Annotated in this window: 24 protein-coding genes; 8 read left to right on the top strand and 16 right to left on the bottom strand. The window is 44.0% G+C overall.

Annotation, left to right across the window (positions count from 1 at the left end; genetic code table 11):
- Positions 1-15: 15 nt before the first annotated feature.
- Together ABXT42_RS02335 and lnt are read left to right on the top strand one after the other, a co-directional pair.
- A complete protein-coding gene (locus ABXT42_RS02335; RefSeq protein ID WP_443628773.1) occupies positions 16-894 on the top strand; it encodes an HlyC/CorC family transporter in 879 nt (292 codons plus the stop codon).
- Positions 872-2,371, top strand: coding sequence for an apolipoprotein N-acyltransferase (gene lnt / locus ABXT42_RS02330; RefSeq protein WP_443628772.1), 1,500 nt, complete (start codon positions 872-874; stop codon positions 2,369-2,371). Before ABXT42_RS02335 ends, lnt begins: the two co-directional genes overlap by 23 nt.
- On the opposite strand, the gene ABXT42_RS02325 is transcribed toward lnt, so the two are convergent.
- From ABXT42_RS02325 to ABXT42_RS02305, 5 genes are all read right to left on the bottom strand, one after another.
- Positions 2,324-2,929 (bottom strand): hypothetical protein, encoded by a 606-nt coding sequence (locus ABXT42_RS02325; protein ID WP_443628771.1) that lies wholly within the window; start codon positions 2,927-2,929, stop codon positions 2,324-2,326. The two genes, lnt and ABXT42_RS02325, sit on opposite strands and share 48 nt — an antisense overlap.
- Positions 2,930-3,053: 124 nt before the next feature.
- The gene (locus ABXT42_RS02320; protein ID WP_443628770.1) at positions 3,054-4,619 is read right to left on the bottom strand and encodes an AMP-binding protein; all 1,566 of its coding nucleotides are present in this window, start codon (positions 4,617-4,619) and stop codon (positions 3,054-3,056) included.
- Positions 4,616-6,022: an acylating sulfoacetaldehyde dehydrogenase gene (gene sauS / locus ABXT42_RS02315; protein ID WP_443628769.1), complete on the bottom strand. Its 1,407-nt coding sequence runs from the start codon at positions 6,020-6,022 to the stop codon at positions 4,616-4,618. The genes ABXT42_RS02320 and sauS overlap by 4 nt, the downstream gene beginning before the upstream one ends.
- A 104-nt stretch (positions 6,023-6,126) precedes the next feature.
- Positions 6,127-7,101: a Bug family tripartite tricarboxylate transporter substrate binding protein gene (locus tag ABXT42_RS02310; RefSeq protein ID WP_443628768.1), complete on the bottom strand. Its 975-nt coding sequence runs from the start codon at positions 7,099-7,101 to the stop codon at positions 6,127-6,129.
- A gap of 87 nt (positions 7,102-7,188) precedes the next feature.
- Positions 7,189-9,135, bottom strand: coding sequence for a tripartite tricarboxylate transporter permease (locus ABXT42_RS02305; RefSeq protein ID WP_443628767.1), 1,947 nt, complete (start codon positions 9,133-9,135; stop codon positions 7,189-7,191).
- A 220-nt stretch (positions 9,136-9,355) separates the two neighbouring features.
- Between ABXT42_RS02305 and ABXT42_RS02300 the strand changes: the two genes are divergently transcribed.
- Complete coding sequence (locus ABXT42_RS02300) at positions 9,356-10,090, top strand: GntR family transcriptional regulator (protein ID WP_443628766.1); 735 nt, start codon at positions 9,356-9,358, stop codon at positions 10,088-10,090.
- Positions 10,091-10,119: 29 nt separating this feature from the next.
- Positions 10,120-10,713: a dimethylsulfonioproprionate lyase family protein gene (locus ABXT42_RS02295; protein WP_443628765.1), complete on the top strand. Its 594-nt coding sequence runs from the start codon at positions 10,120-10,122 to the stop codon at positions 10,711-10,713.
- On the opposite strand, the gene ABXT42_RS02290 is transcribed toward ABXT42_RS02295, so the two are convergent.
- From ABXT42_RS02290 to ABXT42_RS02255, 8 genes are all read right to left on the bottom strand, one after another.
- Entirely contained in the window at positions 10,710-11,813 is a 1,104-nt protein-coding gene (locus ABXT42_RS02290) for an ABC transporter ATP-binding protein (RefSeq protein WP_443628764.1), read from the bottom strand. The two genes, ABXT42_RS02295 and ABXT42_RS02290, sit on opposite strands and share 4 nt — an antisense overlap.
- Positions 11,814-11,844: 31 nt before the next feature.
- A complete protein-coding gene (locus tag ABXT42_RS02285; protein ID WP_443628763.1) occupies positions 11,845-12,711 on the bottom strand; it encodes a carbohydrate ABC transporter permease in 867 nt (288 codons plus the stop codon).
- On the bottom strand, positions 12,708-13,580 hold the full coding sequence (locus ABXT42_RS02280; RefSeq protein WP_443628762.1) for a carbohydrate ABC transporter permease: 873 nt from the start codon (positions 13,578-13,580) through the stop codon (positions 12,708-12,710). The genes ABXT42_RS02285 and ABXT42_RS02280 overlap by 4 nt, the downstream gene beginning before the upstream one ends.
- Before the next feature lie 133 nt (positions 13,581-13,713).
- Positions 13,714-14,961, bottom strand: a complete 1,248-nt coding sequence (locus ABXT42_RS02275; protein WP_443628761.1) for an ABC transporter substrate-binding protein — start codon at positions 14,959-14,961, stop codon at positions 13,714-13,716.
- 98 nt (positions 14,962-15,059) lie between these two features.
- Positions 15,060-16,445, bottom strand: coding sequence for an ATP-binding protein (locus ABXT42_RS02270; RefSeq protein WP_443628760.1), 1,386 nt, complete (start codon positions 16,443-16,445; stop codon positions 15,060-15,062).
- Positions 16,446-16,504: 59 nt separating this feature from the next.
- Complete coding sequence (locus ABXT42_RS02265; protein WP_443628759.1) at positions 16,505-17,176, bottom strand: response regulator transcription factor; 672 nt, start codon at positions 17,174-17,176, stop codon at positions 16,505-16,507.
- A 197-nt stretch (positions 17,177-17,373) separates the two neighbouring features.
- Positions 17,374-18,438 (bottom strand): low-specificity L-threonine aldolase, encoded by a 1,065-nt coding sequence (gene ltaE, locus ABXT42_RS02260; protein ID WP_443628758.1) that lies wholly within the window; start codon positions 18,436-18,438, stop codon positions 17,374-17,376.
- A gap of 55 nt (positions 18,439-18,493) precedes the next feature.
- Complete coding sequence (locus tag ABXT42_RS02255) at positions 18,494-20,047, bottom strand: trimethylamine methyltransferase family protein (RefSeq protein WP_443628757.1); 1,554 nt, start codon at positions 20,045-20,047, stop codon at positions 18,494-18,496.
- A 265-nt stretch (positions 20,048-20,312) separates the two neighbouring features.
- On the opposite strand from ABXT42_RS02255, the gene iadA reads away from it, so the two are divergent.
- Positions 20,313-21,479 carry a beta-aspartyl-peptidase gene (gene iadA, locus ABXT42_RS02250; protein WP_443628756.1) on the top strand — a complete coding sequence of 389 codons (1,167 nt, stop codon included), beginning with the start codon at positions 20,313-20,315 and terminating at the stop codon, positions 21,477-21,479.
- Positions 21,480-21,505: 26 nt separating this feature from the next.
- Here iadA and ABXT42_RS02245 read toward each other — a convergent pair whose 3' ends face one another.
- Positions 21,506-23,140, bottom strand: coding sequence for a sulfatase-like hydrolase/transferase (locus ABXT42_RS02245; protein WP_443628755.1), 1,635 nt, complete (start codon positions 23,138-23,140; stop codon positions 21,506-21,508).
- A 47-nt stretch (positions 23,141-23,187) separates the two neighbouring features.
- Positions 23,188-23,601, bottom strand: a complete 414-nt coding sequence (locus tag ABXT42_RS02240; RefSeq protein ID WP_443628754.1) for an acyl-CoA thioesterase — start codon at positions 23,599-23,601, stop codon at positions 23,188-23,190.
- Between the two features lie 210 nt (positions 23,602-23,811).
- Here ABXT42_RS02240 and ABXT42_RS02235 point away from each other — a divergent pair, with 210 nt between their 5' ends.
- The 3 genes from ABXT42_RS02235 to ABXT42_RS02225 all read left to right on the top strand — a co-directional run bounded on the left by ABXT42_RS02235 (position 23,812) and on the right by ABXT42_RS02225 (position 25,580).
- Positions 23,812-24,363, top strand: coding sequence for a glutathione peroxidase (locus tag ABXT42_RS02235; protein WP_443628753.1), 552 nt, complete (start codon positions 23,812-23,814; stop codon positions 24,361-24,363).
- Positions 24,360-24,773: a YchJ family protein gene (locus ABXT42_RS02230; protein ID WP_443628752.1), complete on the top strand. Its 414-nt coding sequence runs from the start codon at positions 24,360-24,362 to the stop codon at positions 24,771-24,773. Before ABXT42_RS02235 ends, ABXT42_RS02230 begins: the two co-directional genes overlap by 4 nt.
- Before the next feature lie 159 nt (positions 24,774-24,932).
- Positions 24,933-25,580: a class I SAM-dependent methyltransferase gene (locus tag ABXT42_RS02225; RefSeq protein ID WP_443628751.1), complete on the top strand. Its 648-nt coding sequence runs from the start codon at positions 24,933-24,935 to the stop codon at positions 25,578-25,580.
- 154 nt (positions 25,581-25,734) lie between these two features.
- Here the strand turns inward: ABXT42_RS02225 and ABXT42_RS02220 are convergent, their stop codons facing one another.
- Positions 25,735-25,872 (bottom strand): hypothetical protein, encoded by a 138-nt coding sequence (locus ABXT42_RS02220; protein WP_443628750.1) that lies wholly within the window; start codon positions 25,870-25,872, stop codon positions 25,735-25,737.
- Positions 25,873-26,233 lie beyond the last annotated feature (361 nt).

The following is a 26,233-nucleotide window of genomic DNA, read 5'->3' as shown; positions in this document are numbered from 1 at the left end:
GAATACACACTCCTTATGAACGACGACGCGTCGACCAACGGTCAGGACAAACGCTCCTGGCTGGATAAACTTTCTTTTTTTCTAAGCGACAGACCTAGCACCAAAGAAGATCTGTTAGAGCGTATCCGTCAGGCAGAAGAAGATCAGATATTAGATCGTGAGGTGCTTGATACCATTGAAGGCGCCTTACAGATGTCAAACATGCAAGTGCGTGACATTATGGTGCCACGCCCTCAAATGGCAGTTGTAAAGGCAGACCAAACCACTCAAGAGTTTATGCACACCATCACCGAAACGTCACACTCACGTTTTCCGGTTATTGGTGAGTCTCCAGATGAAGTGCTGGGCATTTTATTAGCCAAAGATTTATTACCTCTTGCGTTTGCTAAGCAAATGGATAATTTTGACCTAAGCGCTATGTTGCGCAAGCCTATTTTTGTGCCAGAAAGTAAGCGTCTTTCTATTTTGCTTAACGAATTTCGCACCAATCGCTACCACATGGCTATCGTTTTAGATGAATACGGCGGCGTAGCCGGCCTTGTTACTATCGAAGATGTTTTAGAGCAAATTGTGGGTGAAATTGAAGACGAAACAGACGCCGAAGAAGATGACGATGGCAACATCAGGCCTTTTGCCGACAATGGCTTTTTAGTTAAAGCCCTCACTACCATTGAAGATTTTAACGAACACTTTGGCACTTATTACGACGAAACAGAGTTTGATACCATCGGTGGCATTGTCACTCAGCAGTTTGGCCATTTACCTGCTAAAGATGAAAAAATCCAAATTGGTGAGCTAATCTTCCAAATTTTGGCTGCTGACAACCGTAGAATCCGTCTCATGCAAGTTAACCCTGTTAGCGTTGATGCTAATGAGCCTGCACCCCAAAGCTAATCTAGCCACCAGCATCTTTGCTGGTGCTATAGCACCATTAGCTCTTGCACCAAGTGGCCTATGGCCTTTGGCATTGCTAAGTGTAATGCTATTTTGGTATAGCCTAAATCAAAGCCAATCCAACAAACACGCCACCCTTGTAGGCTTTGCCTATGGCCTAGGTTATTTTGGCGTTGGGGTGAGCTGGGTGTTTGTCAGCATGGTAGACCATGGCAGCACACACTGGCTACTAGCTACTGTGCTTACTAGTTTTTTCTGTGGTGGTTTGGCATTACTTTATGCCCTTTTTGCGGGTGTGTTTTTTCGTATAAAACCTCATCACCAATACCCTAGCTTGTTATTTATAGGCCTTTGGCTAAGCCTAGATTTATTGCGTGGCTGGATACTCACAGGGTTTCCTTGGTTATATTTAGGCTATGCTGGGCTTGACACTTTTGTAGCCGGATATGCACCTATACTTGGCGTGCACGGCGTTACACTGCTGTTGCTATTAAGTAGTTTATTAGTGTTTGGCATGCAAACTAAGCCACTTGTTCGTTTTGTTTTGCTCACCAGTGTATGGCTTTTTGGTTATGGTTTAAGCACCATTTCTTGGACTCAACCAAGCCAAGACAAACCTATTACAGTTACCTTACTTCAAGCCAATGTAAAGCTTGAAGAAAAATGGCTACCAGAAAATCTAACCCCCACATTAGCTTATTACCTTTCACAGTCTTACCGGCATTTAGACAGTGATTTGATCATTTGGCCAGAAACAGCCATCGCTACCTATTGGGACTATATTGCTCCTGTGCTCCAACCCCTTGCCCAGCTAGCCAAACAAAAGAATACACAAATTATCAGTGGCACGGTGATCCGAGATACTGCCCAAACACAAGCACACTATTATAATTCACTCATCGCCTTTGGTGCCGAAGATGGGCAGTATTATAAACAGCGTTTGGTACCCTTTGGTGAGTATGTGCCATTAGAGTCTTGGTTAAGAGGCACTATAGAGTTTTTTGACTTACCGATGTCTGCATTTAAATTGCCCCAAAAAGAGCAAGGTCTGCTCACGCAAAGCATACCCATTGCAGGTAATATTTGTTACGAGATCGCCTACCCACAGTTGATAGCTGCGCAAGCAGCCGATGCACAGATTATTGTAACCGTAAGTAACGACACTTGGTTTGAACACTCTTTAGCACCATGGCAACATTTACAAATGGCGCAGATGAGAGCTTTAGAAAATGGCAAACCCGTTGCAAGAGCTACCAATAGCGGGGTATCTGCACTAGTAGATGCTAGCGGAGTGACTACTCACATTGCCCCATTATATGAGCAAGCCCAGGTGACTGGTCAGGTCGTATTGATGGAAGGTAGCACGCCTTATAATGCAGGCCTCAATTGGCCTGTATTATTTATCAGCATGGGTTTAATCTTATGCGGTTTAAGGCGCCACCTTATAGGCGTTTTCCCAATCAGGCTCAAAACCTAAAATCACATGGGGTTGGGGCTGTTTGTGATTGAAATGGAAGTTATGAATTTGGGTGAATTTTGCTCTAATATCATCTGGCTCTAGCTGAACCACTTTGGCAGGCACCAAATAGCCATCACCACGCGCTCGAAACACCATTCTACACTCACCAGCATCCAGCAATTTTTGGGCATGGGGGGCATCTATGGGGCAAAGTGCGGTCATGGTGGATTGAAAGCTATCCGCTTTTTGATAATAGTCTGCAGACAGCTGTTTCACTACCCATTCAAAGCGTTCAATAGGATCAACCGTTTTTATAGCGTTGTGCTTATATTGTGCTACCAGATGATCTAGCTCTCGCTTTAATATCAAAATAGTTAGCTCAACACCTATGTCACCTTCGGCGCCATAGCACACTAAAGGTTTTGCTTCATCTAATGGGAAACCTGCTGCTTGGCGTGCAGCAAATAATCGGCTTAAACACTGCCAGTGCATGAAGTCATGTTCTAATGTTTTGTCGCTTGCAATCACGGTTGTGTCCTCTTGGTGTGCACTAGGATGAATCTTATTTTGATTCATTATGCAGCAAGCTGGAGCGTAAACAAAGCAAACAAACGCCACATTGATGGACACCTGCGACACAGGATAACGGCAAGACTCAAATCAGCTTAATTACATCCTATTATATAGATAGCTAATAGCTTCATGAGCTTTGTATCGTTTTTGCCATTCGTTGTGCTAATTTAAGCCTTTGCACTTTACCAGAAGGGCCTTTGGGCAAATCACTTAAGAAGTGTATTTGCTTTGGCGTTTTTACCTTCCCCAAGCGGCTTTGACAAAACTGGATAAGCTCTAACTCTGTGATGTCTTTACCTTGGCCTAGCACCACACAGGCTTCTACTTCTTGCCCGTAGTGCAGGTCATCAATGCCAATGGCTGCTGCTTCCATGACTGCAGGATGCGTGTAAAGCACATCATCTATTTCACGCGGAGCTATGTTTTCCCCACCCTTAATGATTAGCTCCTTGATGCGCCCAGTAATAAAACAAAAATCATCTTCATCCATAATCGCCAAATCACCTGTGTGAAGCCAGCCTTGGTCATCTATGGTTTCTTGAGTAGCTATGGGGTTTTTATAATAACAGCGCATCACACAAGCGCCTTTTACTAGTAGCTCCCCTTCCACACCTCTGGATACTTCTTGCCCAGCAGGATCTACCACTTTCACTTGGGTGCCATAGGCCAGCCCTGGAGAGCCATATTTGTTAGCTTCAGGAGGTAATGGATTAGAGAGTATTTGTGCCGAGGTTTCCGTAAGGCCCATGGTCTCAACAATAGGCACACCAAATCTTTTCTCAAAGCCCGCATGGAGCGCCGGAGGCAGTGCGGCAGACGCAGAACGACCAAAACGTACTTTGGTGGTAGCTTGTGCCACACGTTGAGCTTCACCGTTTGGTGCTTGATGCATCAAATAAGAGATAATTGTAGGCACCACACTAAACCAGCTACACTGATTTTTAATCACCCAATCCCAAAAACGTGAGGCACTAAAATTGTGTGGCATCACTATGCTACTACCACTTACTAAAGAGGCCATCACAGACACACACTGGGCATTAATATGGCATAAAGGCAGCACACAAAGGCCCCTATCAGTACTTTTTAGCCCATGGGCTACGGCTGTATTCATGCCGCCAGCCAGCAAGTTTTTATGGGTCAGTATCACCCCCTTAGGGCGGCCTGTAGTGCCTGATGTATACATCAACAAACCATCGTTTTGAGGCGTGATTTCGGCCCAGCTTGTTGTGCTTTGAGTTGCTTTTATCCAGTTAGGGCTATGATCTTCATCAGCTTCAATAAGCCTAATTTGTTTGGGCAAATTGTCTTCTAAAGCGAGTATCACAGCCTTGGACGCTAGGGATAAAAACACTACTTTGGTGTCTGAATGTTGTAACACATAAGCTATCTGGTCTGGCCCTGCTGCAGGGTTTAGCGGAGAAATGATAAGGCCGGTATATAAGGCGCTTAAAAACAACATTAAGGCTGTTTTACCGTTGCCCATCATGAACGAAATAGTATCGCCTTGCACTAGCCCTAACGCATTAAATTGCGCAGCATATTCTAGTATTTCTTGCTCCAAGTCCTGATACGTTAATGCGCTTTGTGTCTCTGGAAATATTGCATAAATATTATTGGGCTGTAAGCGAGCATGTTGTTGTATCAGGGCTTTAACTGTATCTGCAGGCGGGATGTAGTTTTGTAAGCTCATGACAGATACCTGCGATGGTAATCAGCAAACATATCATCAACCGATACTTCTCTGGGTGCAATAGTGGTTACTATTTGAGTCACGTTCATAAAGTGCCGGTAGTGCACATTTTGATCTGTCACATTGCCTCCCCAAGTGCCACAGCCCATGGACAAAGAAAAAGGCAGGCCGTTATCGAAGCTGCCGCCCGTAGCAAAACAGTGGGCTTGGTTTACGATCACTCGACATACGGGCATTTTTAGCCCTAGCATTTCTGCTCGCTCAACCGATTCACTGTGCAGGCTTAAAGAATGGCCTTTACCTTGGTAGTTTAAAATTTCGCTAGCAATGTGTTGTGCATCTTCAAAGTGTTTAGCACGATAGACGGCAAGCACAAGTGCCATTTTTTCACCAGAAAAAGGAAACTCAGCTCCTGCTCCTGTTTCTTCCACCATGAGAAAATCAGCATCACACGCTGCTTGGCGAGTGATGCCTGCTAGCTCACACATCACACTTACAGGCTTAGCAAGCATGGCCGCATTTAAATGACCGTTGTGCCACAACGTCGCTTTTAAAGCTGCCGTTTCTTTGGCGTTTAGCAAACATGCATTTACTAAATGCAGTGCCTCTAACATGTCTTTGTAAACTTCTTCAACGATAATCACACTGTTCTCTGAAGAGCAGCTTGTGGCGTTATCAAATGTTTTAGATGCCTTTATTTTATTTGCAGCAGATGAAAGATCGGCAGTTTCATCAACTAAGCTTGTAACGTTACCAGCCCCCACGCCAAACGCTGGAGTACCGCATGTGTAAGCTGCCCTAACGTTATTTTGAGATCCAGTAACCACTACAAGATCTACTTGTTTGAGCAACTCCATGCTCAAATCTTTACTAACTGGAGTCGGTAAGGCTTGCACTAAGTGACGTGGGGCACCTATGCGATCCAACTCAAGATAAATGAGTTCAATCAACCGGTTACAACTTGGCTGACCTTTGGGTGAAGGCGATAAAATAATCGCGTTGCGGCATTTAAGCGCATTCAATATCATGTTCATCGGTGTGGCAACGGGGTTGGTGGAAGGTACTATAGCCCCTACAATTCCCACAGGCCTAGCAATTTCTACAATGCCCATTTGGGTGTCACGTTTAATGACACCTACTGTTTTGGCACCCTTCATGTCTCGTAACAAACCCAAGGTTTTACGGTGATTTTTAGTAATTTTGTCTGATACCTTACCCAAGCCTGTTTCGGCTACGGCAAGTTGAGATAGTTTTTGGTTGTTTTCTGGGTTAACCAATGCCCAAGCAGCGGCTGTCACTAGTTCATCCACTGCAGCTTGATCATAAGCTTCAAGCGTTTTTTGAGCTTGATTAGCTTGCTGTATTAACTGAGCTACTTGACTATGAGCGTCCATCTGTGACATTTAAATCTCCATGTCAAAGTATTATTTACGATAGGGTTGAGTTGGAAAAAGAGTACAACTGAAAAGACCCGGTCTATGCAGTTGTACTCATTACTTAACGAAGATTATAGATCTGCTAATAGTCCGTCTAAGTAAACTTGACGCTCAGCCCACATGTTTTGCACTTGAGCACGGGTCATAATGCGCATAGGTGAACCACCTGCTTTCATTTTACCAGCCACTTTTGCGTCTTGGAACATTGCATGCACTCGTTCTGCAAGGAAATCTATCACTTCAGATGGTGTGCCCGTGCGAGCCATAATGCCTCTGAAGTTTACACTCGAGTCATCAATATCAATGCCTTGCTCTTTAAACGTAGGTACATTTGGCAAAAAAGTCTCTTCGCGCTGATTATCAGCTACCGCAAGAATTTTAATACGATCACCTTGACGAAAAGCATCACTAAGGTTGTTAAAACCAGCCATTACTTGACTACCTAACACCATCTTCATTGCAGGCACACCGCCACCAGCAGGAATGTACTGAGTGCTAATGTTGGCTGCTTTGTCTAGCTGCAGTCCAGCAATGTGATGTCCTACATACAAACCTGCACCACTGACCGTAAGCTTGCCTGGGTTCGCTTTTGCCCACGCCACAAGCTCTGTAGCTGAGTTAAATGGGCTATCTGCTGGCACAATAAGCACAGCTGGGTCTGCACCCCAGTTGGCGATGGGCTCTAGATTGTTAATATTGTAGGAGGTGTCAAACTTAAGTGATTGCGCAATAAAGTGTGGCACGTTATACGCTGCAAGCTGGTGCCCATCTTGACTGGCACTACTGGCATACCAGTTCCAGCCTTTTTGGCCACCTGCTCCTGGCTTGTTAAAAATAACCATTGGCATATTAAGATATTTTTCATTGCCCGCCATCATCGTAGCAATACGGGCTTGGAAGTCTGTTGCACCACCTGGGCCATAAGCAACAGCTACCTGAATGGGAGCATTAGGGAAATCAGCTGCTAATACTGTAGCGCTGGGCGCCAACAATACGGTGGTGACTGCAGCTATAAGAATAGATGATTTTATTTTTTTTAGTATCATGGTAGTTACCTTTTATTATTAGCCAACTCATGTGATGTGAGTAGCGTTTTTATGCATTATATGGACCATCCAAATAGTGCGAATCGTTTAGAAAAAACCTGGTGTTATAACTCTTAGAGAAAGGCTAAAGAGCACATAAATGGCGGTCATAAACCCTAGGGAAACCAACACTATTCGGGTGGTTTTTTGTCGATTTATATCCGTTGTATAAAATAAAACAATAGCTGAAAAAGCAATCCAAGACGCTAAGTAAAAGCCTGAAGTTTGCATGATCAACAAGTAACCCACAATCACTGCGATGCCCATACCAAGGTCTGACCACTCCACTAGGCCTGGGCCTGATTTTTGGCGTGCCCACATGCGCAGTGTATCAATTAACAATATAGCGGCAAACGCAAACATCAACACGGCCAGTAAAAATGGGAAGTCGTAGGCTTGGCTACCATCAGCAGACATCACCATGCCCCACACCACCAACGAAGCTATAAATGCACCAATGGCAGCCACTCGTGTGCCTGGGGCTGAGCGCTTCATACCTGGAGCCACCTGCCTGCGTTGCTTTATTTCTACCCAAACGCTGTAGCCAATGGAGACTACACATACAAATATAAGCACTAGGTTTACCGAACCTGTCAAAAAGTAAGGTAGTGCGCCATCTCCCACATCAGCAATCATTTTGCCCATGGAAAAATTATCTTCTGCGATAGGGCCTAATATAATGCCCAGCACTATAGGTGCTGCACTAAAGCCATATTTGTTGAGGACATACATCAAGCTACCAAGCACTAACATCAGCACTACATCAGAATAACTATTTTGAATACTATAGGTGCCAAACACAGCAAGCACAGTCACTGCTGCCGCCATATATTGAGACGGAACACGCATCACCCAGTAACTACTACTGCGGCTCAAAGCTAAGCCAATAATAAGCATAAATACTTGCGCTACTAGTAATGACCCAATAAAAGTCCAAGTCACTTGTGCATGCACCGTAAATAAATCAGGGCCTGGAAACAAACCATTAATCAGCAGGCCACCTAATAATACCGCTGCTGTTGGACTACCTGGAATACCTAGGGTTAGCAAAGGTACCAATGAGGGGCCAACCATTGCATTATTAGCCGACTCTGCCGCAATAACGCCATCGGGTTCACCGTGGCCAAACTTGCTAGCATCTGGACTAAACTTTCTAACTTGATCATAGGCAACCAAACCTGCTATCTGCCCACCAGCACCAGGAATAATACCCACGATCACTCCAGAAAGAGTGCCAATAGTTAAGGCTTTAAAGCGGCTTAAATTGTATCGAATAGATGATAATAACGAGGTTTTTTCAGTGGCAAATAAACCTCCACTAGATTTTTGCCTACTGGTCACCAAAAGTTGATAGATTTGAGGCACAGCAAATAGACCAATCAAGGCCACAACGATATGCACCCCTCCAGTAAGGTGGTCGGTAAATACAAAACGTGATTCTCCAAATATTGGGCTGATGCCTATGGTTGAGATCCATAATCCTAACACCCCAGAGAACAGCCCTTTTACCACTGACTTGGAGCCTAAAGTGCCTATGACTGTGACACCCACAATGGCCATCCAAAACATTTCCGAAGGTCCAAATCGAAGTGCTAACTTAGCCAAGGGGGGCGTAAAGAATATCAACACCAACACACCAATAATGCCGCCAACAAAAGAACTAATAAAACAAAAATGGAGCGCTTGGGTTGCTTTACCTTTTTTAGCCATGGGGTGGCCATCTAATACCGTAGCAATATTTGCAGGGGCTCCGGGAATATTAACTAAAATGCCGCTGATCGCTCCACCTGCAACGGTTGCAGTATATACAGCGCCCAAAAGCACTAAGCCTGTAGCCGCATCCATTTGAAAGGTAAATGGAATCAGTAGTGCAACAGCCATGGTGGGGCTTAAGCCTGGTAAGGCCCCTAGAATCAACCCCCCAGCTGTGGCTAGAATCAACACTGTAAGGTTACTGACGCTGAATATAGCCCCAATATAATCAAATATTTCCACGGATTCTTCCTCTGGGAGAGCCTAAAACTCACCACAATAGTTGTAATTATTATTAATTTTTCAGAATTAACGTTTCAAAGTAATGTATAGATAATATAACTCATATACATGAGTCAAGCTTTTATGATAATATTTTTTTGTCCAATGTCAGAATCTGTTAAGATTCGAGCTATTAATTTAAAGGTTAATTTTATATAAACATCAGAGATTCAAATACTTAATGACTCAATGGCCCATCAAAAAAACCCCAGGGAAACTTTTATACAAAGTAGTGGAAAATTTTCTCCAAGAACAAATTACCGCAGGTGAATTAGCACCTGGTGATTTAATCCCCTCTGAGCCACAATTAGCAGAATACCTTTCAGTCAGCACTGGCACCGTTAAAAAAGCTCTTGAAAACCTGGTTCATCAAAAATTACTCTACCGTCATCAAGGTAAAGGCACCTACGTGTCTCGCATCGATTTTAATAACAGCTTATTTCGTTTCTTCTCTTACGGCACACACTCTGGAAACCCTGTACGAATTCGTAAGCAAACCCCTGTGAGAGAGCTTGCTATCGGCAGCGAAAAGATTTGCCAAAGGCTTCATGTGCCCACAGGTACTGAGATGGTTTACATAGAAAGAGTAGGCTTTCGTGATGACAAAGCCGTATTGATAGAGCAGTGTTGGTGGGTAGCAGACCTAGTGCGTGGTTTGGAAAAAGAGGAAGTGCACATACCAGATTTGTTATACGCTGTGGTTGTAGACCAGTTTGATTTGCCTATTGTTCGCTCAGAAGAATCCCTTACGGCAGAAATAGCAGACCAAACCACAGCGGCTAGCTTGGGCATAGCGGTAGGTGAACCACTGGTGGTATTGCACCGGTTAACCTATAGTAAAAATAACCTCCCTGTTGAGTTTAGAATTACTAGAGGCAGGGCGGATAGCTTTAGTTACCGCACCGAAATTCGTTAGTCGAAACACTACTAAGCTGGAATTAGAGCATGCCAAATAATTCAAGTAGAAACCTTCACTGGCAACAATTTATTCACCTTGCCTGTGCGCGGTTTGCTGCAAGTAATACTGCTATTGGCATTGAGGTTGCATCCTTGTTGCTGCCTTTTTCAAAGACGCACCCTACTTGGAATGACATCCCTAACACTTTGCCATTAGCGGCCAGTATAAATGCTATAAATGACGACGAATTTCGAAAAGCTATGGCGCAAATTGGGGCTTATTTGACATGGGTAGAACGCGGTGTATTTAGTAACAGCGAAGACGTAAACCGCGCCTACATAGAGCTAGTAGGCCCAGAGGGTGTGAAGTTTAGTGACCAATTTCGTTTTGGCATTTACTGGCAACAAGCCCATACCTTTTATCCAAAGCATCGCCATAATGCTTTGGAGCTTTACCACATTATAAGTGGTACAGCGCTTTGGCAAAGAGGTGACCAAGATTTTAAGCCCCAAACACCTGGGGCAAGCTTTGAACATTTAGACCGCATAGACCATGCCCTGAAAACCAAAGACGAAGATCTTTTAGCAATATGGGCATGGCGCGGTGATTTAAGTTTTGATAATTACACTATGGATGCTTAAACACCTAATCGAGCACCACTAAAGGCATCAAACAATACGGCTTTACTGGTATCCACTTGCACCGTAATCTTGCCAGTATCCTGCGCATCTACTCCTGCTTCTGGGCTTAGCCTAGCCTGAATTTCAGTGCTATTCCACTGTCCAAAAGCAATAGTATCTGGGCCCATAGGCTCGGTCACTTCAATTTGCATAGGTATAGAATGCACTAACGCGCCTTCAACATGGGGCTTTGGCTCAGTAATCATTTCTGGGCGAATCCCTAGAATCACTGTGTCTACACCCGCATTTTTAAGGTGATCTCCATGTGGCACTTGCAGCTCAAACTTCTCACCTTGGCTTTCAATCACTAACTTGTCATCCAATACCACACATTCAATGAAGTTCATTGGCGGTGAGCCCATAAAGTCTGCTACAAAGCGACTGGCTGGGTTATTGTAGATCTCATAGGGTGTGCCAAACTGCTGTACTTGGCCATCTTTCATTACCGCAATACGGTCAGCCAAAGTCATCGCCTCTACTTGATCATGGGTTACATAAACAATGGTTGTACCCAAGCGTTTATGTAGCTTTTTGATCTCGGTGCGCATCTCTACTCGCAACTTAGCGTCCAAATTAGACAAAGGCTCGTCAAACAAAAACACCCGAGGGTTGCGCGCTAAAGCCCGCCCCATGGCCACACGTTGACGCTGACCACCTGAAAGTTGGCTAGGTTTACGATCTAATAAATGCTCTATTTGTAATAGCTGGGACACATCAGCAACCGTTTTTTCTATTTCAGCTTTAGGTACCTTGCGCATCTCTAAACCAAAACTAATATTGCGCGAGACGCTCATAGTGGGATAAAGCGCATAAGACTGAAACACCATCGCAATGTCTCGCTCCTTAGGGCTTAAATCGGTGATATTATCGCCATCAATTAAAATATCTCCACTGGTTACTTCTTCTAACCCAGCAATACTATTCATTAAGGTAGATTTACCACAGCCAGAGGGGCCTACTAGGATGAGAAACTCACCATCTTTAATGTCTAAATCTATGCCCTTTAGCACTTCTGTATCGCCAAAAGACTTGGTAAGTTGTTGTATTTGTATGGAACCCATATCGGTTTCTTTCCTTTGTAAAATCTTCTTATTAGCCTTTGACGGCGCCCGCAGTTAAACCACGTACAAAATATTTACCAGCCACTATATAAACGACTAAGGTAGGTAAGGCGGCAATGACCGCAGCAGCCATGTCGACGTTATATTCTTTACCGCCCATGGTGGTATTCACTAGGTTATTCAGTGCCACTGTAATCGGCTGAGTGCCTGGCCCGGAATAAACCACTCCAAAGAGGAAATCATTCCAAATTTGAGTGAATTGCCAAATCACACTTACTACTATTATTGGAGTAGAAAGAGGCAAAAATACATGCCTAAAAATAGCAAAAAAGCCTGCGCCATCTAGCCTTGCAGCACGCACTAATTCATTGGGGATGCCCACATAGTAATTACGGAAAAATAAGGTGGTGAATGCTATGCCATAAATCACATGCACTAACACTAAACCGGTTACCGTATTGGCCAAACCAAGCCAAGCTAAGAGCTTAGCCATAGGCAGCAGAATTACTTGAAAAGGAATAAAACAACCAAACAATAAAGCACCAAAGAGGAAATTACTGCCTTTAAAACGCCATTGAGATAGCACATAGCCATTCAATGCACCCACTGCTGTAGAGATAAGCAAAGCAGGTATAACAATGCGCATGCTATTCCAAAAATAGGGTGCCAAGCCATAACAGTCGCCACCAGTGCAGGCACTGCTCCATGCTTTAACCCATGCGCTGCCATTTAGAGCATTTGGCAAAGCTAAGATGTTACCGTTACGGATTTCTTCAATGCCTTTAAAGGAGGTTGTTAGCATGACGTATAAAGGCCCTAAATAGGCCAATGCAAACACCAACAACAAAGTAATAAAAAAGGCTTTGTATAGCTTTTTAGAAAGAGTTAACGAGCTCATGACTTTTTACCTCGCAACTCAGAGTATAGATACGGCACTATAATGGCCATTACACCTGCTAGCATCACCATGGCACTTGCGGCGCCTAAGCCCATTTGGGCACGGCTAAATGCATGGGTATACATGAAGGTGGCTGGTAAATCTGATGCATAGCCTGGGCCACCTCCTGTGAGGGACTGCACCAAGTCAAAACTTTTAATAGCAATGTGGCTTAAGATCACCACGGCGCCAAAAAATACAGGGCGCATGACAGGCAAAATAACATGCCAGTAGGTGCGAAATACCGAGGCCCCATCCATTTGGGCGGCTTTAATCAAGCTATCATCCACTCCGCGAAGCCCTGACAAAAACATCGCCATAACAAATCCACTAGATTGCCAAACTGCAGCAATAACAATAGTATAAATGGCCATATCTGGATCGACTAGCCAGCGAAATTCAAAGTCTGTAAAGCCTAAGTCGCGGACCATTTTTTCTATACCCAAACCTGGGTTAAGAATCCACTTCCATGCCGTACCTGTGACTATAAAAGACACTGCCATGGGGTAAAGATAGATGGTGCGTAAAGCCCCATCATTACGAATATTACGGTCTAATAAAATGGCCAGCATAAGGCCTAAAAATAATGCAATCACAATAAAAAGCACAGTAAACACTAGCAGGTTGTCTAAGGCTACATGCCACCGTGGGTTAGCGAATAAACGCTCGTACTGCTGCCAGCCGACAAAATCCCATTGGGGTAGCATGCGGCTTTTGGTGAAAGACAGTGCTGCAGTCCAGCCTATAAAGCCATACATACAGACCAAAGTAACAATGGCAGTAGGTGCCAAAATTAGTTTGGGTAATTGTTTTTCGAGATAATCGAACATAAGTTAGCTCTAGGTTAGCTCAATGAATTTTTTAGAAATATGTCATTGCCAAACTTAAGCCCAGTCATCATTGCAACGATTGGGCCCAGCCTATAATTGCCGATGAAGCTGGCAATGACAAAGCAAGTTGTGCTTACTTAGCAGCAGCAACCGCTGCTACAAGTGCAGCTACACCAGCTTCTGCAGAGTCATCTGAGTTAAAGAACTGAGTTGCAGAGTCATAGATTGCCCCTGAAACCGCTTCTGAAACAGCCATGCCGTGAGCAAAACTTGGCACTAAACTACCTGATGCTGAACTAGCAACAAATGCATCCATAGAGTCATGAGCACAAGAGTCAAACTCGGTACGCGCCATGCCTAAACGTGCTGGAATTGAACCTTTGTTAAGGTTAAATACACGTTGGAAATCGGTACTTAAGATTTCTTTGGCCATCACTTTTTGAGCCTGAGTATTGTCAGCATCGCTTTGGTTAAAGAAAGCAAATGAGTCTACGTTAAAGGTATAAGCGCCAGAAGTGCCAGGAGCTGCTACACACACATAGTCTGTGCCAGGGTTCATGCCTGCAACCTTAAATTCGCCCTTAGCCCAGTCACCCATGATTTGCATTCCTGCTTCACCATTGATTACCATAGAGGTGGCTAAGTTCCAATCACGTCCTGGAGAGTTGATATCAACAAACTGACGCAATTGACCAAAGGTTTCAAAGACTTCTTTGGTAGTTGCACTGTTTAGTGCATCCATATCTGCTTGTACAAAAGCTTTGTTGTAGTAGTCAGCACCACCAACACCTAGAACAACCGCTTCAAATACAGTAGCATCCTGCCAAGCTTGTCCACCGTGAGCTAGGGCAATGTAGCCTGCGTCTTTTAATTTTTGAGCTTGTACCATGAAATCATCCCAAGTTGTTGGGATAGTAGCGCCTGCTTTACGGAATACTTCTGGGTTAGCCCACAACCAGTTAACACGATGTACGTTTACTGGTGCAGCTACATATTTGCCTTCATACTTCATCACGTTTGATACGACTTCTGGTAAAATCTCATCCCAGTTGTTCGCTTGAGCAACGTCATCGATGCTAGTCAAAAAGCCTAGCTCGCCCCAGTCTTGAATAGATGGGCCTTTGATTTGTGCAGCTGTAGGTGGGTTGCCAGAAATAGCACGAGATTTAAGCACTGTCGCAGCGCTTTCACCTGCACCACCAGCTACTGCAAAATCAACCCAATCTACGCCAGAGGCCGCTAACTGATCCTTTAAAAATGCCACACTGGCAGCTTCACCGCCACTGGTCCAATAATGTAATACTTCTACTTCGCCTGCTTGTACGCTAGGTGCCGCAGCCATCATAGTGGCTAAAGCCAAACCTGTTAACTTTGTGTTCATGTGAATTCCTCATTAGTCTTATTATCCGGCAGTCACACTCCGGTAGCAGGAGTTTATATAGGTCACCGTGACACAACGTAGGGAAGTGTGACAAAAGGTTACGAATAGAAATAAACTTCAACCATTAGACCACCACCCCTTCGGTCTTTAAGCTCTAACTCCCCTCCGTGAAGGTTGGCTATGCTGCGCGCAATGCCCAACCCAAGACCAACGTGGTCACCACTGGGTTTTTGATTAATACGATAATAAGGTTCAAATACTCTGGCTTTATCGGCATCACTTAAACCAGGACCTGGGTCCATGATGGAAATTAAAGTGCCCTGTGGGTTGGCTTTAGCTACTATTTTCACAGCTTTACCATAGGCTAGTGCATTATCAACAAGGTTGCTAAATAGGCGTTGCAAGGCCATGCTGCGTCCATCGATCACTAACCCAGGCTGAATGTCTAACTCTATAGGTAGCCCATATATTTGGTTGTTTGCTGCTAAATCCAAAAGCAATTGACTTAGATCAATGCGTTTTGCGTTCTCATGAATGGCATCATCTTTCATCATCTGCAAACTGCCTTTCACCATGGTTTCTAAATTTTCTAAATCACCAATTAAAGCCTGCTTTTGATCCGTATCAGAGATCATTTCAGCCCTAAGCCTTGCTCTAGTAAGCGGGGTTTTAAGGTCATGGGAAATAGCAGCAAAGAGCCGCTCTCTGTCACCTGTAAACTTTTGAATGCGGCCAACCATAGTGTTAAACGCACGAATGGTAGCCACCATTTCACTGGAGCCTTGCTCACGCATATGGCGAGGCTTGCGACCCTTGCCTATGGCCTCTGCTTGCCTAGCCAATAGACGCAAAGGCCTCACTACCCAGCGCACCAAAAGCAAAGTAAGCAACAACACGGTTAAAGATACTAAGCTAATACTTAACATACGCTCACTTGTAAGCCAAGTTACTCCGGTGAGCATGTGGCCTTCAGGAATCACTGCAGCTAAGTAAATCCATTCATTGGCTACGGGTAATTGCACCACGGCAATGGGGCTATCATCACCTGGCTCTATGAGGGCAAAGCGTTTCCATTTGGGCGACAAGTCCACCATTAAATTAGAGCCAGATAGTATTTTTAGATCATCAAAATCAACAAATTGAATATCCAGCCCGTTTGCTACGCCCATTTGAGTAACAATACTGGTGCTGAGTTGTTGCCTAACCAATTGTGAAAAATCTGTTTGAGGGATATTGCGCAAGCTAATATGCTGCTTATTAACTGAGACAAAAAAACGGGTGCCTCCCATATCACGCAGCTGATCTAATACAATGTGGCGATATTGGTCTGGCAACTTCTTAAAAAACTGTACTGTTTGGCCAATACGAGAACCCATAGTTTGGGACACGTCCACTAAACGATTTCTTTCATTGGCTTTAAGTTGTGATACCCACAACCAAGTACCAAAAACCTGAGCCATCAAAATGCCAACAAAGAGCACCATGGTGACACGTGCCATTATAGAATTGGGGAGTAACCTTAACCATATCCCTTTTAATAAACTCACACTAATACCAGCGCATAGCCCTTGCCTCGCACACTTTGAATACTATCGCCTGCCACTTGATTAAGCTTGTTGCGCAAACGGCTAATAGTGGTGTCTATAGAGCGGTCAAAGGGTTGTGCATTGCGCCCGTGTAATACTTGGCAAATGGCATCTCGACTGAGCACTTCCCCTTTGTGTTGATATAAAAGGTTAAGCAGATCAAATTCAGCACCAGTGAGTGGCAGATTAGTGCCTGCATAGCTGACACTGCGCGTTAGAGTATCTATGCTTAAGGTAGGCGTATTTTCTGAATTGGCCACAGGTTGCTGAACCTTGACGCGGCGCAGCAAAGCTTTTACCCGAGCTAACAATTCTCGAGGGTTAAACGGCTTGCCCATATAATCATCAGCACCTAGCTCTAAACCCAAAATACGATCCAGGTCATCACTGGCTGCTGTGAGCATAATTACTGGTAAGCTTGAGGTTTGTCTTAAGTTGCGACACACATCTAACCCATCCATACCCGGCAGGCCTATATCTAAAACAGCTAGATCAAACTGGGACATCTGGGCTTTTAAGAAACTTTCACCATCAGCAAAAGCAATCACATCAAACCCTTGTTGGCTCAAGTATTGGCTTAGAAGCTGACGGATTTCTAAATCATCGTCGATCAGTGCGAGAGTTTGCATAGTAAGAAGTGGTCACTAAAATTTATAAAAAGCGTAAAGCTAAAAACACTAGCGTAGTTATTATCATGATAAAGCCCTTAATAGGCAAATTTTTGCTAAGGATACTGCACTTTAGACAATTAAAAACACTACTTTATTAGCCATCACCACCACAGCATATGACTGGACATGATTAACACACGGCTTTATAAAACCATTTAAGCGGCCGTAAAAAAGGCTTTTATAGACTCAGAAATTTTCTGTACAGCCTTATCATCCACTTGCTTATGTAAAACAATCCGGCAATGTTTTCCGACAGCTGTGATGGCAATACCTCGCTTAGCTAGATAATCAGCCAAGGCTGGCATCTGTGGAGATTGTATAAAAAGCATATTTGTTTGCACTAAAGTTCGATCTAAATACAGCTCTTTTATGCCTTCAAGAGCCGTGGCCAATATTTGTGCACGCACATGGTCTTGCGCTAAGCGAGCGACATTGTGAGTTAAGGCGTATCGGCCTGCAGCTGCAATCACGCCAGCTTGTCGCATGCCTCCACCTAGCATTTTACGTAACCTTCGCGCCCTTTGAATGGTATCTTTAGGGCCAACTAATACCGAACCTAAAGGCGCACCTAAGCCTTTAGATAAACACAAAGACACCGTATCGATAGATTCTACTAATCGAGCTGGTGGCAAGTTTTGCGCTACCGCAGCGTTAAGGAGTCTGGCGCCATCCATGTGAGTGGATAGCCCGTGGGATTTAGCGCAATCTACTAAAGCATCAATATGGCTTTGCTCTTGAATGCATCCTCCCACAGTATTTTCTAGGCATAGTAGCCGTGATATGGGGCAATGAAAATCATTGGGCTTCACCGACGCATTGAGCTGATCAAGATTAAAATAGCCAAACTTATCTGTGCTTATGGAATGTATTGCCACACTGCCAAGCACCGCCACCCCTGCAGCTTCATCACAACTAATGTGATAGCGATCACCCACTATAACCTCTTCACCTCTTTGGCAGTGCGCCAGCACACAGGCTAAATTACTCATGGTGCCACTGGGTAAAAATAGACCTTCTTGTTTACCTAATAGCTGGGCTGCCTCATGTTCTAGGGCATTTACATTAGGATCATCCCCATACACATCATCACCCACTTGGGCACTGGCCATCACTTCTCGCATAGCTTCGCTTGGTCGTGTCACAGTGTCACTGCGAAGATCAATCGTTATTGGGACAATGGCAGTATGTTGTGCGTCTGCTAATGGGTAATGAGATGCCATGAGTTAACCTTGTTTATTAATGTGTTATGTCGCGTACTAGCTATTTCGATAGGCTCTAATCAATCGGCTCAAGTAGTGGCTCACTGCCACAAAGCTCTTCTTTGCGTTTGGCTACATATGCTTCAAGTTCTTCTTTTTTAGCGATGTCTATTTTGGGTGGTTCAAACTCGGCTAAAATTTTCTGCCAAATTTCAGTGGCCCTCATGGTAGCATCTTTGGACCCTGCTTCAACCCAGCTTTCATGGTTTTTCCAGTCACTCAAAAACGGCTGGTAAAAGGCACTTTTATAACGTTCCATAGTGTGGCTGCAACCAAAGAAATGGCTTCCAGGCCCTACCTCTTCCATAGCCTCCATACCAATTTCAATGGTATCTATTTTTAGAGGCTGCATCATCACTGCCATGTGCTGCAGCATTTCACAGTCCATCACAATTTTTTCAAAAGAGGCGACCAAACCACCTTCTAACCAACCTGCTGCATGATAAATTAAATTACCGTGGCCCATCACCGAGCCCCACAAAGCCATTTGGGTTTCGTATACCGCTTGCCCATCTACTGCGTTAGACGCATTGCAGGCACTGGTGCGGTAGGGCAAGTTATATCGTCTGGCCATTTGCCCACTGGCCATATTGGCTAAACAGTTCTCTGGCGTACCAAAAGCAGGGGCTCCTGAGCGCATATCAACGTTTGAGGTAAAACCGCCATACACTACTGGCGCGCCAGCTTTGGTCAATTGCACTAGGGCAATACCCAACAAAGCTTCAGCATTTTGTTGGGCCAGTGCGCCTGCCATAGTGGTTGGGGTCATGGCGCCCATCAGTGTAAAGGGTGTCACTGTTACTGCTTGGCCCATTTTTGCCATTTGCATGGCGCCATAGGCCATACTGTCATCCAACTTACGAGGTGAGTTTATATTGATATTGGTCATTGTGGCTGGTTTTTGGGCCAGCTCATGCAATGTCATACCGTTAGCAATCGCATTCATTGTGACAGCATCTTTAACACGCCCAGCGCCAATGCCTTGGGCAAAAAACACTTTATCTGCAAGAGTTAGGTTAGCAAAGGTGGTATCTAAATGTCTGGTATTAGGCGGCAAATCTGTGGGGGCCACGGCCTGATTACCAAAAAAATCAATAACATTAAAATATTGGCCAAAACGAATCATGTGCTCATAGTCTGTGAAATTTCCCAGACGACGCCCATTGATGCAGTCGTGCACATTTGGTGGGCCAGAAGTTAAGCCAAAGTGAATTATATTAGATCCAATATCCAAAGCATTATTAGGGTTACGGGGCGTAAGGGTAAACTGTGAAGGGGCTTTGCTGATGCACTCCATCACCAAAGCTCTGTCCATGCGCACAATGCCTTGGGCATCTACATCTGCACCTGCTTGCTTAAATAAATCAAGCGCCGCTTGGCCCATCACTTCAATACCTAGCTGCTCAAGTATATCCATAGAGGCATCATGGATTAGCTCAACTTGCTCTGGCTCAAGCGCAGCCATTGGCGCAAAGCGGTTACGTTTTACTTGCCTTTCAAGCTGATGAATAGCAAACGATTTAATAGGTGCTTGCTTTACTTTGCGGCGGCGACCTTCTGTACGGCTCATTATTTTCACCTAGAGGTTAATGTATAGCCTCTTACTTCTGTTTTTATAGTGGATTAACACGATCAACCATAGCATTTAATTGGCTCAATCAAAGAAAAATAGATAACACATTCATGTTTTAGTGCATATATTGCTCTATTACTATTTTTTAGGATCCAAAAAGGCTTACTATGCACCTTACAATATTGGGATAAATAAATGACCTTGATACAAGATTTACAGTAGTGACTTAAGTTCTTTTAATTATTTAACATACGGATTCACCATGCTAAAGCTCATCACCAACGCTAACCTTTTTTCACCAGAGGCCATGGGCATTTGTCACTTGCTTATCGCTGGACAGACCATTGTTTACATCGGTTCACACTTACCTGCATTAGATAACGCCTTGCAGGTAGAAGTGACCGATTTAAAAGGGGCTTCATTGGTGCCCGGATTCATAGATGGACATGCTCATATAACCGGTGGCGGCGGTGAAACAGGCCCAGCTAGCCGCGTGCCTCCTGTATTTTTATCGCAGTTTACAGCCTTTGGTGTGACAAGTGTGGTGGGTGTATTAGGTACAGACGACCTCACCCGCAACACCCAGAGCTTAGTGACTCAAGCCTATGGTTTACGTGAAGAAGGTATGTCTGCTTGGTGTCATACTGGGGGCTATCACTTGCCTTTGACTACCCTTACAGACAGTGCTCGTGGAGACATCGTGTTTATTGACCCAGTGATTGGTGTGGGAGAATTAGCCATCAGTGATCATCGTTCAAGCCAGCCTACTTTGAGTGAGTTTTTGCGCGTAGCAAGTGAAGCTCATGTAGCTGGTTTAATGACGGGCAAAGCCGGTATTTTACATATTCATATGGGCGATGGTAAACGAGGCCTAGAGCTTGTGCGTGAAGCGCTGGACACTTGTGAAATTCCAGCTAGAGTATTTAACCCAACCCACATTAACCGTAACAAAACCCTATTTGATGAAGCACTACCTTTGTCTCTTGAAGGGGTAAGGCTAGATGTAACTGCCTTCCCTGAGGGTCACAGCGCACCGGGCTGGTCTGCGGCTGAAGCATTTTTACGTTATCGCGATGGGGGTTATCCTGCTGATAAGCTAACCATTAGCTCTGATGGTGGCGGGTGTCTACCTCACTTTAATGCCGAAGGAGAGCCTGAGAGCATGGGCATAGGCTGCGCATCCACCTTGGTGAAAACCTTAGCTGAAGTGCTAAATAACCATGTGCCTATGGAGGAGGCCCTTTTGCCCTTTACCTCTAACGTGGCCGACTTATTAAAACTGTCTCAAAAAGGCAGGCTAGTGCAAGGCAAAGACGCCGACATGGTGGTTTTAGATCAGCAACACCATATTACTGATGTCATGGCGCGTGGTCGCTGGCATAAGCGCAGTGGAGAAATGCAAATTTTGGGCACTTACGAAACACCATAACAGACACCATAGGCAGTTAACTTTTGCTATTTATCTGGTACCTCAGGCACAAGTTGCTGAGCCTGAGGTACGTCATTTTGTTGCCAATAACCAATTAAAATACCCACCTCACCTGCTTTACCTAGCTGACGATCAACCATGCTTTGGTTAACGCTCACACGGTTTTTTAGGCCCGCAGACCAATCCAACATTTGTTCACCAAGTTGCCCACGCACAGTTTTATACCCACCATCTTGACCTAGATCTACAAACTCTTGTGGATCTTCTTGTAAGTCATATAGCATGGGTTTAAAACCCAAACAGTGGATATATTTGTAGCGCCCATCAAATAACATGGTCATGCGGGCATTATCACTGGTACGGCCCAATTTTTGGGTAAAGTCCATTACGCCATAGTCACATTCTGACACCACGCAGTTTCGCTCAATCATAGGTAGATTATGAATCACTGGCACCAACGACTGCCCTTCCAACCAATTCCACTGGGGCTGACCACCAGCCCAATCTACGAAGGTGGGCACTAGATCAATGGCACACACTAATTGATCACATTGAGTGCCACGACTTGAGTTGGCGGCAACACTAGGGTCCATAATAAGCAGTGGTACACGAGCTACAGCATCATGAAATAAATCTTTTTCAGCTAACCAATGATCACCAAAATAGTCGCCATGATCAGACGTCAATACGATCATGGTATTTTTATCTTGACCTTGCAGCTTCAAAGCTTCAAATAAGCGCCCTAAATTGTCATCAATTTCTTTCACCAAGCCATAATATGTGGGCAAGGCATGATTGCGATACTCATCTTTGGCATAGGTTTGGCTTTGGGGCAAATCCATAAAAGCTTTATAAATAGGATGAGGGTTTTGCTTTTGAGCTTCGCACTTTATCGCTTTTGGCAAATCAACACCGCGATACATCTGGTGATAAGGTGCAGGCGCCGCAAGGGGCCAGTGAGGTTTAATATAAGATAAATGTAAACACCAATTTTGATGCCCCAAATGCTCAATCATTTCGACGGCTCGATCGGTCGTGTATGCAGTTTCAGAATGAGTTTTATCTACCCGGGCAGGTAAGTGTCCATATTTTAAAAACATGCCGTTGCGCAACACACCTTCTTCATCCTTCATGGCGCTAGCCCAAGTGACCCAAGGATTTTTTGCCTCATATCCATGCTTTCGTAGATAATCATAATAAGCCGGTGTGCCTGCACCATAACCACCAGCCACACCTATAGTATGCAGGCCATCATCATGTTCACCTTGGCTAAACCCAGCGTTACTCAAAAATCGTCCTAGCTCTGATTGTGGCTCAAGGCCCAGGCGTTTCATACCTGCAAGATCTGGCTTCATGTGGGTTTTACCCATCAAATAAGTGTTCATACCACAGGTTGCAAGATGATCAGCTAAAGTTAACTCATCCACTCTGTTAGGCCAACCATTCCAAGTGGCCCCATGAGAACGCACATGTCGGCCTGTGTAGTAAGATGCCCTAGAATTACCACAGCTGGTGCCTTGAACATAACACCTATTAAACTGCACGCCTTGTTGGGCCAATCGGTCTATGTGGGGAGTGTGCACCACTTCATTTCCATAACAGGACAACGCATCAGCACGCAGCTGATCTAACATAATGAAGAGAATATTTTTTTGCGCCATCACCTTTCCTTTATTTATGCACTATTGAAGCCAGCCTAAATAAGCCTTTATTCTGGAGGCAATGGTTTTGGCTTGCCGTTGGCATCCACTGCAACAAAGGTAAACATCCCTTGTGTTACTTTATTTATCGTATCACTGTGGCGACGCCTAACCCAAGCCTCTACAAGCACAGTAATAGAGGTATTACCGCGCTTTGCAAGTTTGCAATAACAACTGACATCGTCACCAACATACACAGGTTTGTGAAAGGTCATAGCATCGACCGCCACCGTTACTACGCGCCCTTTAGCTGCATGGGCTGCAAACACACCACTGGAGATATCCATTTGAGACATAATCCAGCCACCAAAAATATCACCATCTGGATTAGCGTCAGCGGGCATCGCTACAGTGCGCAAAGATGGATTACCTGCTGGCATGCCTACTAATAGTGGTTCATTTTCTTCGTCTGGTGTGGTCACGATAATACATCCCTTTTCTAATATTTTTTCAATTTCACTAATGATAACACTCAGGTGCTCTTTGCCTACAGATCCTAGCTTCTTAATCCACCCTAGTTACTATAGAATATAAATGACAGATCACATATTTCAAACCTATTATTACAACATAAAGCCTTTATCGTAAATCATTTTCATATCAGCTATATCACAAGCTTAGGATAGTCTCTTATGGTGTCTCCACTTCGTATTACCCATTGTTTATTTATACTTTTTATTGGCCTTTTGGCATCTCATACGGCCATGGCAGATTGTGCCCCTTGGTTAAAGCATGAGCTTAAACAACTTCATTCAGGCCAACCTTTAGATTTGTGTGCAGTCACAGCAGGTAAACCACTTTTGTTGGTCAATACGGCTAGTCATTGTGGCTTTACTGGACAGTTTGAAGGTTTAGAAGAGTTACACCAAGAATATAAAGACCAAGGGTTAGTCATTATTGGATTTCCAAGTAACGCCTTTAATCAAGCGGCTTTAAACGAAGAAGAAGCCGCTAAAGTGTGCTTTTATAATTTTGGTGTTACTTTTTTGATGAGCCAAACTATTGAGGTGACTGGAGAAAATGCGCATCCTTTATTCAAGCACATTAATGAACAACAAGGGCCACCTAGCTGGAATTTTAACAAGTACCTAGTAGACAAAAATGGCAATGTAGTAGACCGATACAGACAGTGGATTACTCCCACTTCATGGCTACTTAAAAATGCTATTGATGATCTCCTATGAGCAAAAACAAGGGCGGTTTTATACCACCAAAAGAAGGCCTTTGTTATTGCACATCAGGGGTAAGCTTTGATTTATGCTGTAAGCCTATACTTAGCGAAGACTCTCAAGCTAAAACAGCGCAGGCACTTATGCGTTCACGTTACACAGCCTTTTGCTTGCACAACCAAGATTATCTGTTAAACACCTGGCACCTTAATACACGCCCAAAAAGCCTAGATTTTGAAGCGAAGCAACAATGGCTTGGCCTTAAAATTGTAACCACTCAATATGGCAAGCCTGGAGAGCTTCAAGGCATGGTAGAGTTTGTGGCTCGCTACAAAATTGATGGTAAGGCTTACCGCTTGCACGAAAGGAGTGAATTTGTCTTTGAGCATGGCCTTTGGTATTACACCCAAGGCACTCTTGTTTGATGTTAGTGAATTATAGCTAACTGCGCCGTGTGTATATAAGTTAACTAGAGCTACCATCAACACAAGGATAGGTAGGTGCGTATAAATAAACGATGAGTAACCTTAGCTTTCTCAATGTGTCAGTAATAATCTGTGGTATTTTACCCTAAGGTATAGAGAATGAATAAATCGGAAAGTTTTTGGGATAACGCTTCAAAAAACTATGACAAGACTGAAGAGCGGTTTGAGTACATTCATAAAAAATCTAGAGAAAATACTAAAAGGTTCTTGAAAGATAGCGACTCTGTTCTGGATTATGGGTGTGGGACAGGCACTGCGTCCTGCCAATTTTCTAGTCTGGTAAAAGATATTCATGCAATTGATATTTCATCTAAGATGATTGCAATATCAAAAGAGAAAGCCGCTCTTGGTCACATTGAAAATGTAAATTTCGAGCAATCGGATATTTTTGATAAAAAGTATTCCAGCGAATCGTATGATGTCATTCTGGCTTTTAATATGTTGCACACAGTTCCTAGTCCGCAGGATGTTGCGCAACGAATAAATGCAATGTTAAATCCGGATGGTTTATTTATTTCGGTCACACCTTGCTTACGGCAAAAGATGTCGTTGTTAGTTAATCTGCAAATTCAGTTCGTTAGGGTCTTATGTAAGATTGGATTAATTCCCATTCCTATAAGAAGGATAACGAGCTCTGAAGTAGACGATTTACTAATTGCTAACGGCTTTCAGGTTGTAGCATCAGAAGAAATATATAAAGGAGCTTCTAGCTATTTTGTAGTAGCAAAGAAGTTACAAGCAAAATAACAATCAAACGCAACAACGCCCTGCTTAGAAGGCCCCTATAGCGACTGTTGCGTATAAATTGACCTGTCCAAAGGATAGCTCACTGTGTCTGCATAAGGTACTTAAATAAAAACAGGGTGACAGGGAAGGACCGCTAGAACCTTCCCCGCCCTAACTATTTATAGACCTGCCAATTAGAACCAACACGCACAAGCTCTACTTTCCTTTTCTGCGCTAACTGAGTAAGCGTAAGGTGAGTAGCAATCCCGATAAAGAAGCCAGCGACACAGGCCATAGTAATAATCGTAATCATAACAACTCCAACGTGGGTTAAAGGGTGGCAGAGCAATAACTCTAGGATTGGGCTGCCAAAAAAAACCACCGAGGTTCGGGTGAACCCCGTGGTAAAAGTGAGCAGGCAACTACTCAGAGAGTATCAAGTCTCGACAGTGAAATTAACAATATTTTTAATTACCAACAACACTGATTACATCTTTTTACTTTGCTGACAAAGTCTTACGTTGCATATCGCCTTAGTGAGTAGCTAGCCTAGCCTGATGGTTTGCACCAAACACCCATGCCTAATTAGGCAGGCAAATTCACTGAAGCCAAATATTAAGTTTTTACTTAGACACAAAACTGCTTGAAAAAGACCGCAAAGAGGCGTAGAATAT

The organism is Candidatus Njordibacter sp. Uisw_002, assembly GCF_047730155.1.
Classification (GTDB): Bacteria; Pseudomonadota; Gammaproteobacteria; order Pseudomonadales; family Balneatricaceae; genus Njordibacter.
Note: the sequence above shows the minus strand (reverse complement) of the source record. Positions and strands in the feature narration are given on the sequence as shown.

What these genes read in the sequence shown, in the direction of transcription:
- ABXT42_RS02335 (WP_443628773.1), top strand. Translation starts at nt 16, where the DNA reads ATGAACGACGACGCGTCGACCAACGGTCAGGACAAACGCTCCTGGCTG.
- lnt (WP_443628772.1), top strand. Translation starts at nt 872, where the DNA reads ATGAGCCTGCACCCCAAAGCTAATCTAGCCACCAGCATCTTTGCTGGT.
- ABXT42_RS02325 (WP_443628771.1), bottom strand. Translation starts at nt 2,929, where the DNA reads ATGAATCAAAATAAGATTCATCCTAGTGCACACCAAGAGGACACAACC.
- ABXT42_RS02320 (WP_443628770.1), bottom strand. Translation starts at nt 4,619, where the DNA reads ATGAGCTTACAAAACTACATCCCGCCTGCAGATACAGTTAAAGCCCTG.
- sauS (WP_443628769.1), bottom strand. Translation starts at nt 6,022, where the DNA reads ATGTCACAGATGGACGCTCATAGTCAAGTAGCTCAGTTAATACAGCAA.
- ABXT42_RS02310 (WP_443628768.1), bottom strand. Translation starts at nt 7,101, where the DNA reads ATGATACTAAAAAAAATAAAATCATCTATTCTTATAGCTGCAGTCACC.
- ABXT42_RS02300 (WP_443628766.1), top strand. Translation starts at nt 9,356, where the DNA reads ATGACTCAATGGCCCATCAAAAAAACCCCAGGGAAACTTTTATACAAA.
- ABXT42_RS02295 (WP_443628765.1), top strand. Translation starts at nt 10,120, where the DNA reads ATGCCAAATAATTCAAGTAGAAACCTTCACTGGCAACAATTTATTCAC.
- ABXT42_RS02290 (WP_443628764.1), bottom strand. Translation starts at nt 11,813, where the DNA reads ATGGGTTCCATACAAATACAACAACTTACCAAGTCTTTTGGCGATACA.
- ABXT42_RS02285 (WP_443628763.1), bottom strand. Translation starts at nt 12,711, where the DNA reads ATGAGCTCGTTAACTCTTTCTAAAAAGCTATACAAAGCCTTTTTTATT.
- ABXT42_RS02280 (WP_443628762.1), bottom strand. Translation starts at nt 13,580, where the DNA reads ATGTTCGATTATCTCGAAAAACAATTACCCAAACTAATTTTGGCACCT.
- ABXT42_RS02275 (WP_443628761.1), bottom strand. Translation starts at nt 14,961, where the DNA reads ATGAACACAAAGTTAACAGGTTTGGCTTTAGCCACTATGATGGCTGCG.
- ABXT42_RS02270 (WP_443628760.1), bottom strand. Translation starts at nt 16,445, where the DNA reads ATGGTGCTCTTTGTTGGCATTTTGATGGCTCAGGTTTTTGGTACTTGG.
- ABXT42_RS02265 (WP_443628759.1), bottom strand. Translation starts at nt 17,176, where the DNA reads ATGCAAACTCTCGCACTGATCGACGATGATTTAGAAATCCGTCAGCTT.
- ltaE (WP_443628758.1), bottom strand. Translation starts at nt 18,438, where the DNA reads ATGGCATCTCATTACCCATTAGCAGACGCACAACATACTGCCATTGTC.
- ABXT42_RS02255 (WP_443628757.1), bottom strand. Translation starts at nt 20,047, where the DNA reads ATGAGCCGTACAGAAGGTCGCCGCCGCAAAGTAAAGCAAGCACCTATT.
- iadA (WP_443628756.1), top strand. Translation starts at nt 20,313, where the DNA reads ATGCTAAAGCTCATCACCAACGCTAACCTTTTTTCACCAGAGGCCATG.
- ABXT42_RS02245 (WP_443628755.1), bottom strand. Translation starts at nt 23,140, where the DNA reads ATGGCGCAAAAAAATATTCTCTTCATTATGTTAGATCAGCTGCGTGCT.
- ABXT42_RS02235 (WP_443628753.1), top strand. Translation starts at nt 23,812, where the DNA reads ATGGTGTCTCCACTTCGTATTACCCATTGTTTATTTATACTTTTTATT.
- ABXT42_RS02230 (WP_443628752.1), top strand. Translation starts at nt 24,360, where the DNA reads ATGAGCAAAAACAAGGGCGGTTTTATACCACCAAAAGAAGGCCTTTGT.
- ABXT42_RS02225 (WP_443628751.1), top strand. Translation starts at nt 24,933, where the DNA reads ATGAATAAATCGGAAAGTTTTTGGGATAACGCTTCAAAAAACTATGAC.
- ABXT42_RS02220 (WP_443628750.1), bottom strand. Translation starts at nt 25,872, where the DNA reads ATGATTACGATTATTACTATGGCCTGTGTCGCTGGCTTCTTTATCGGG.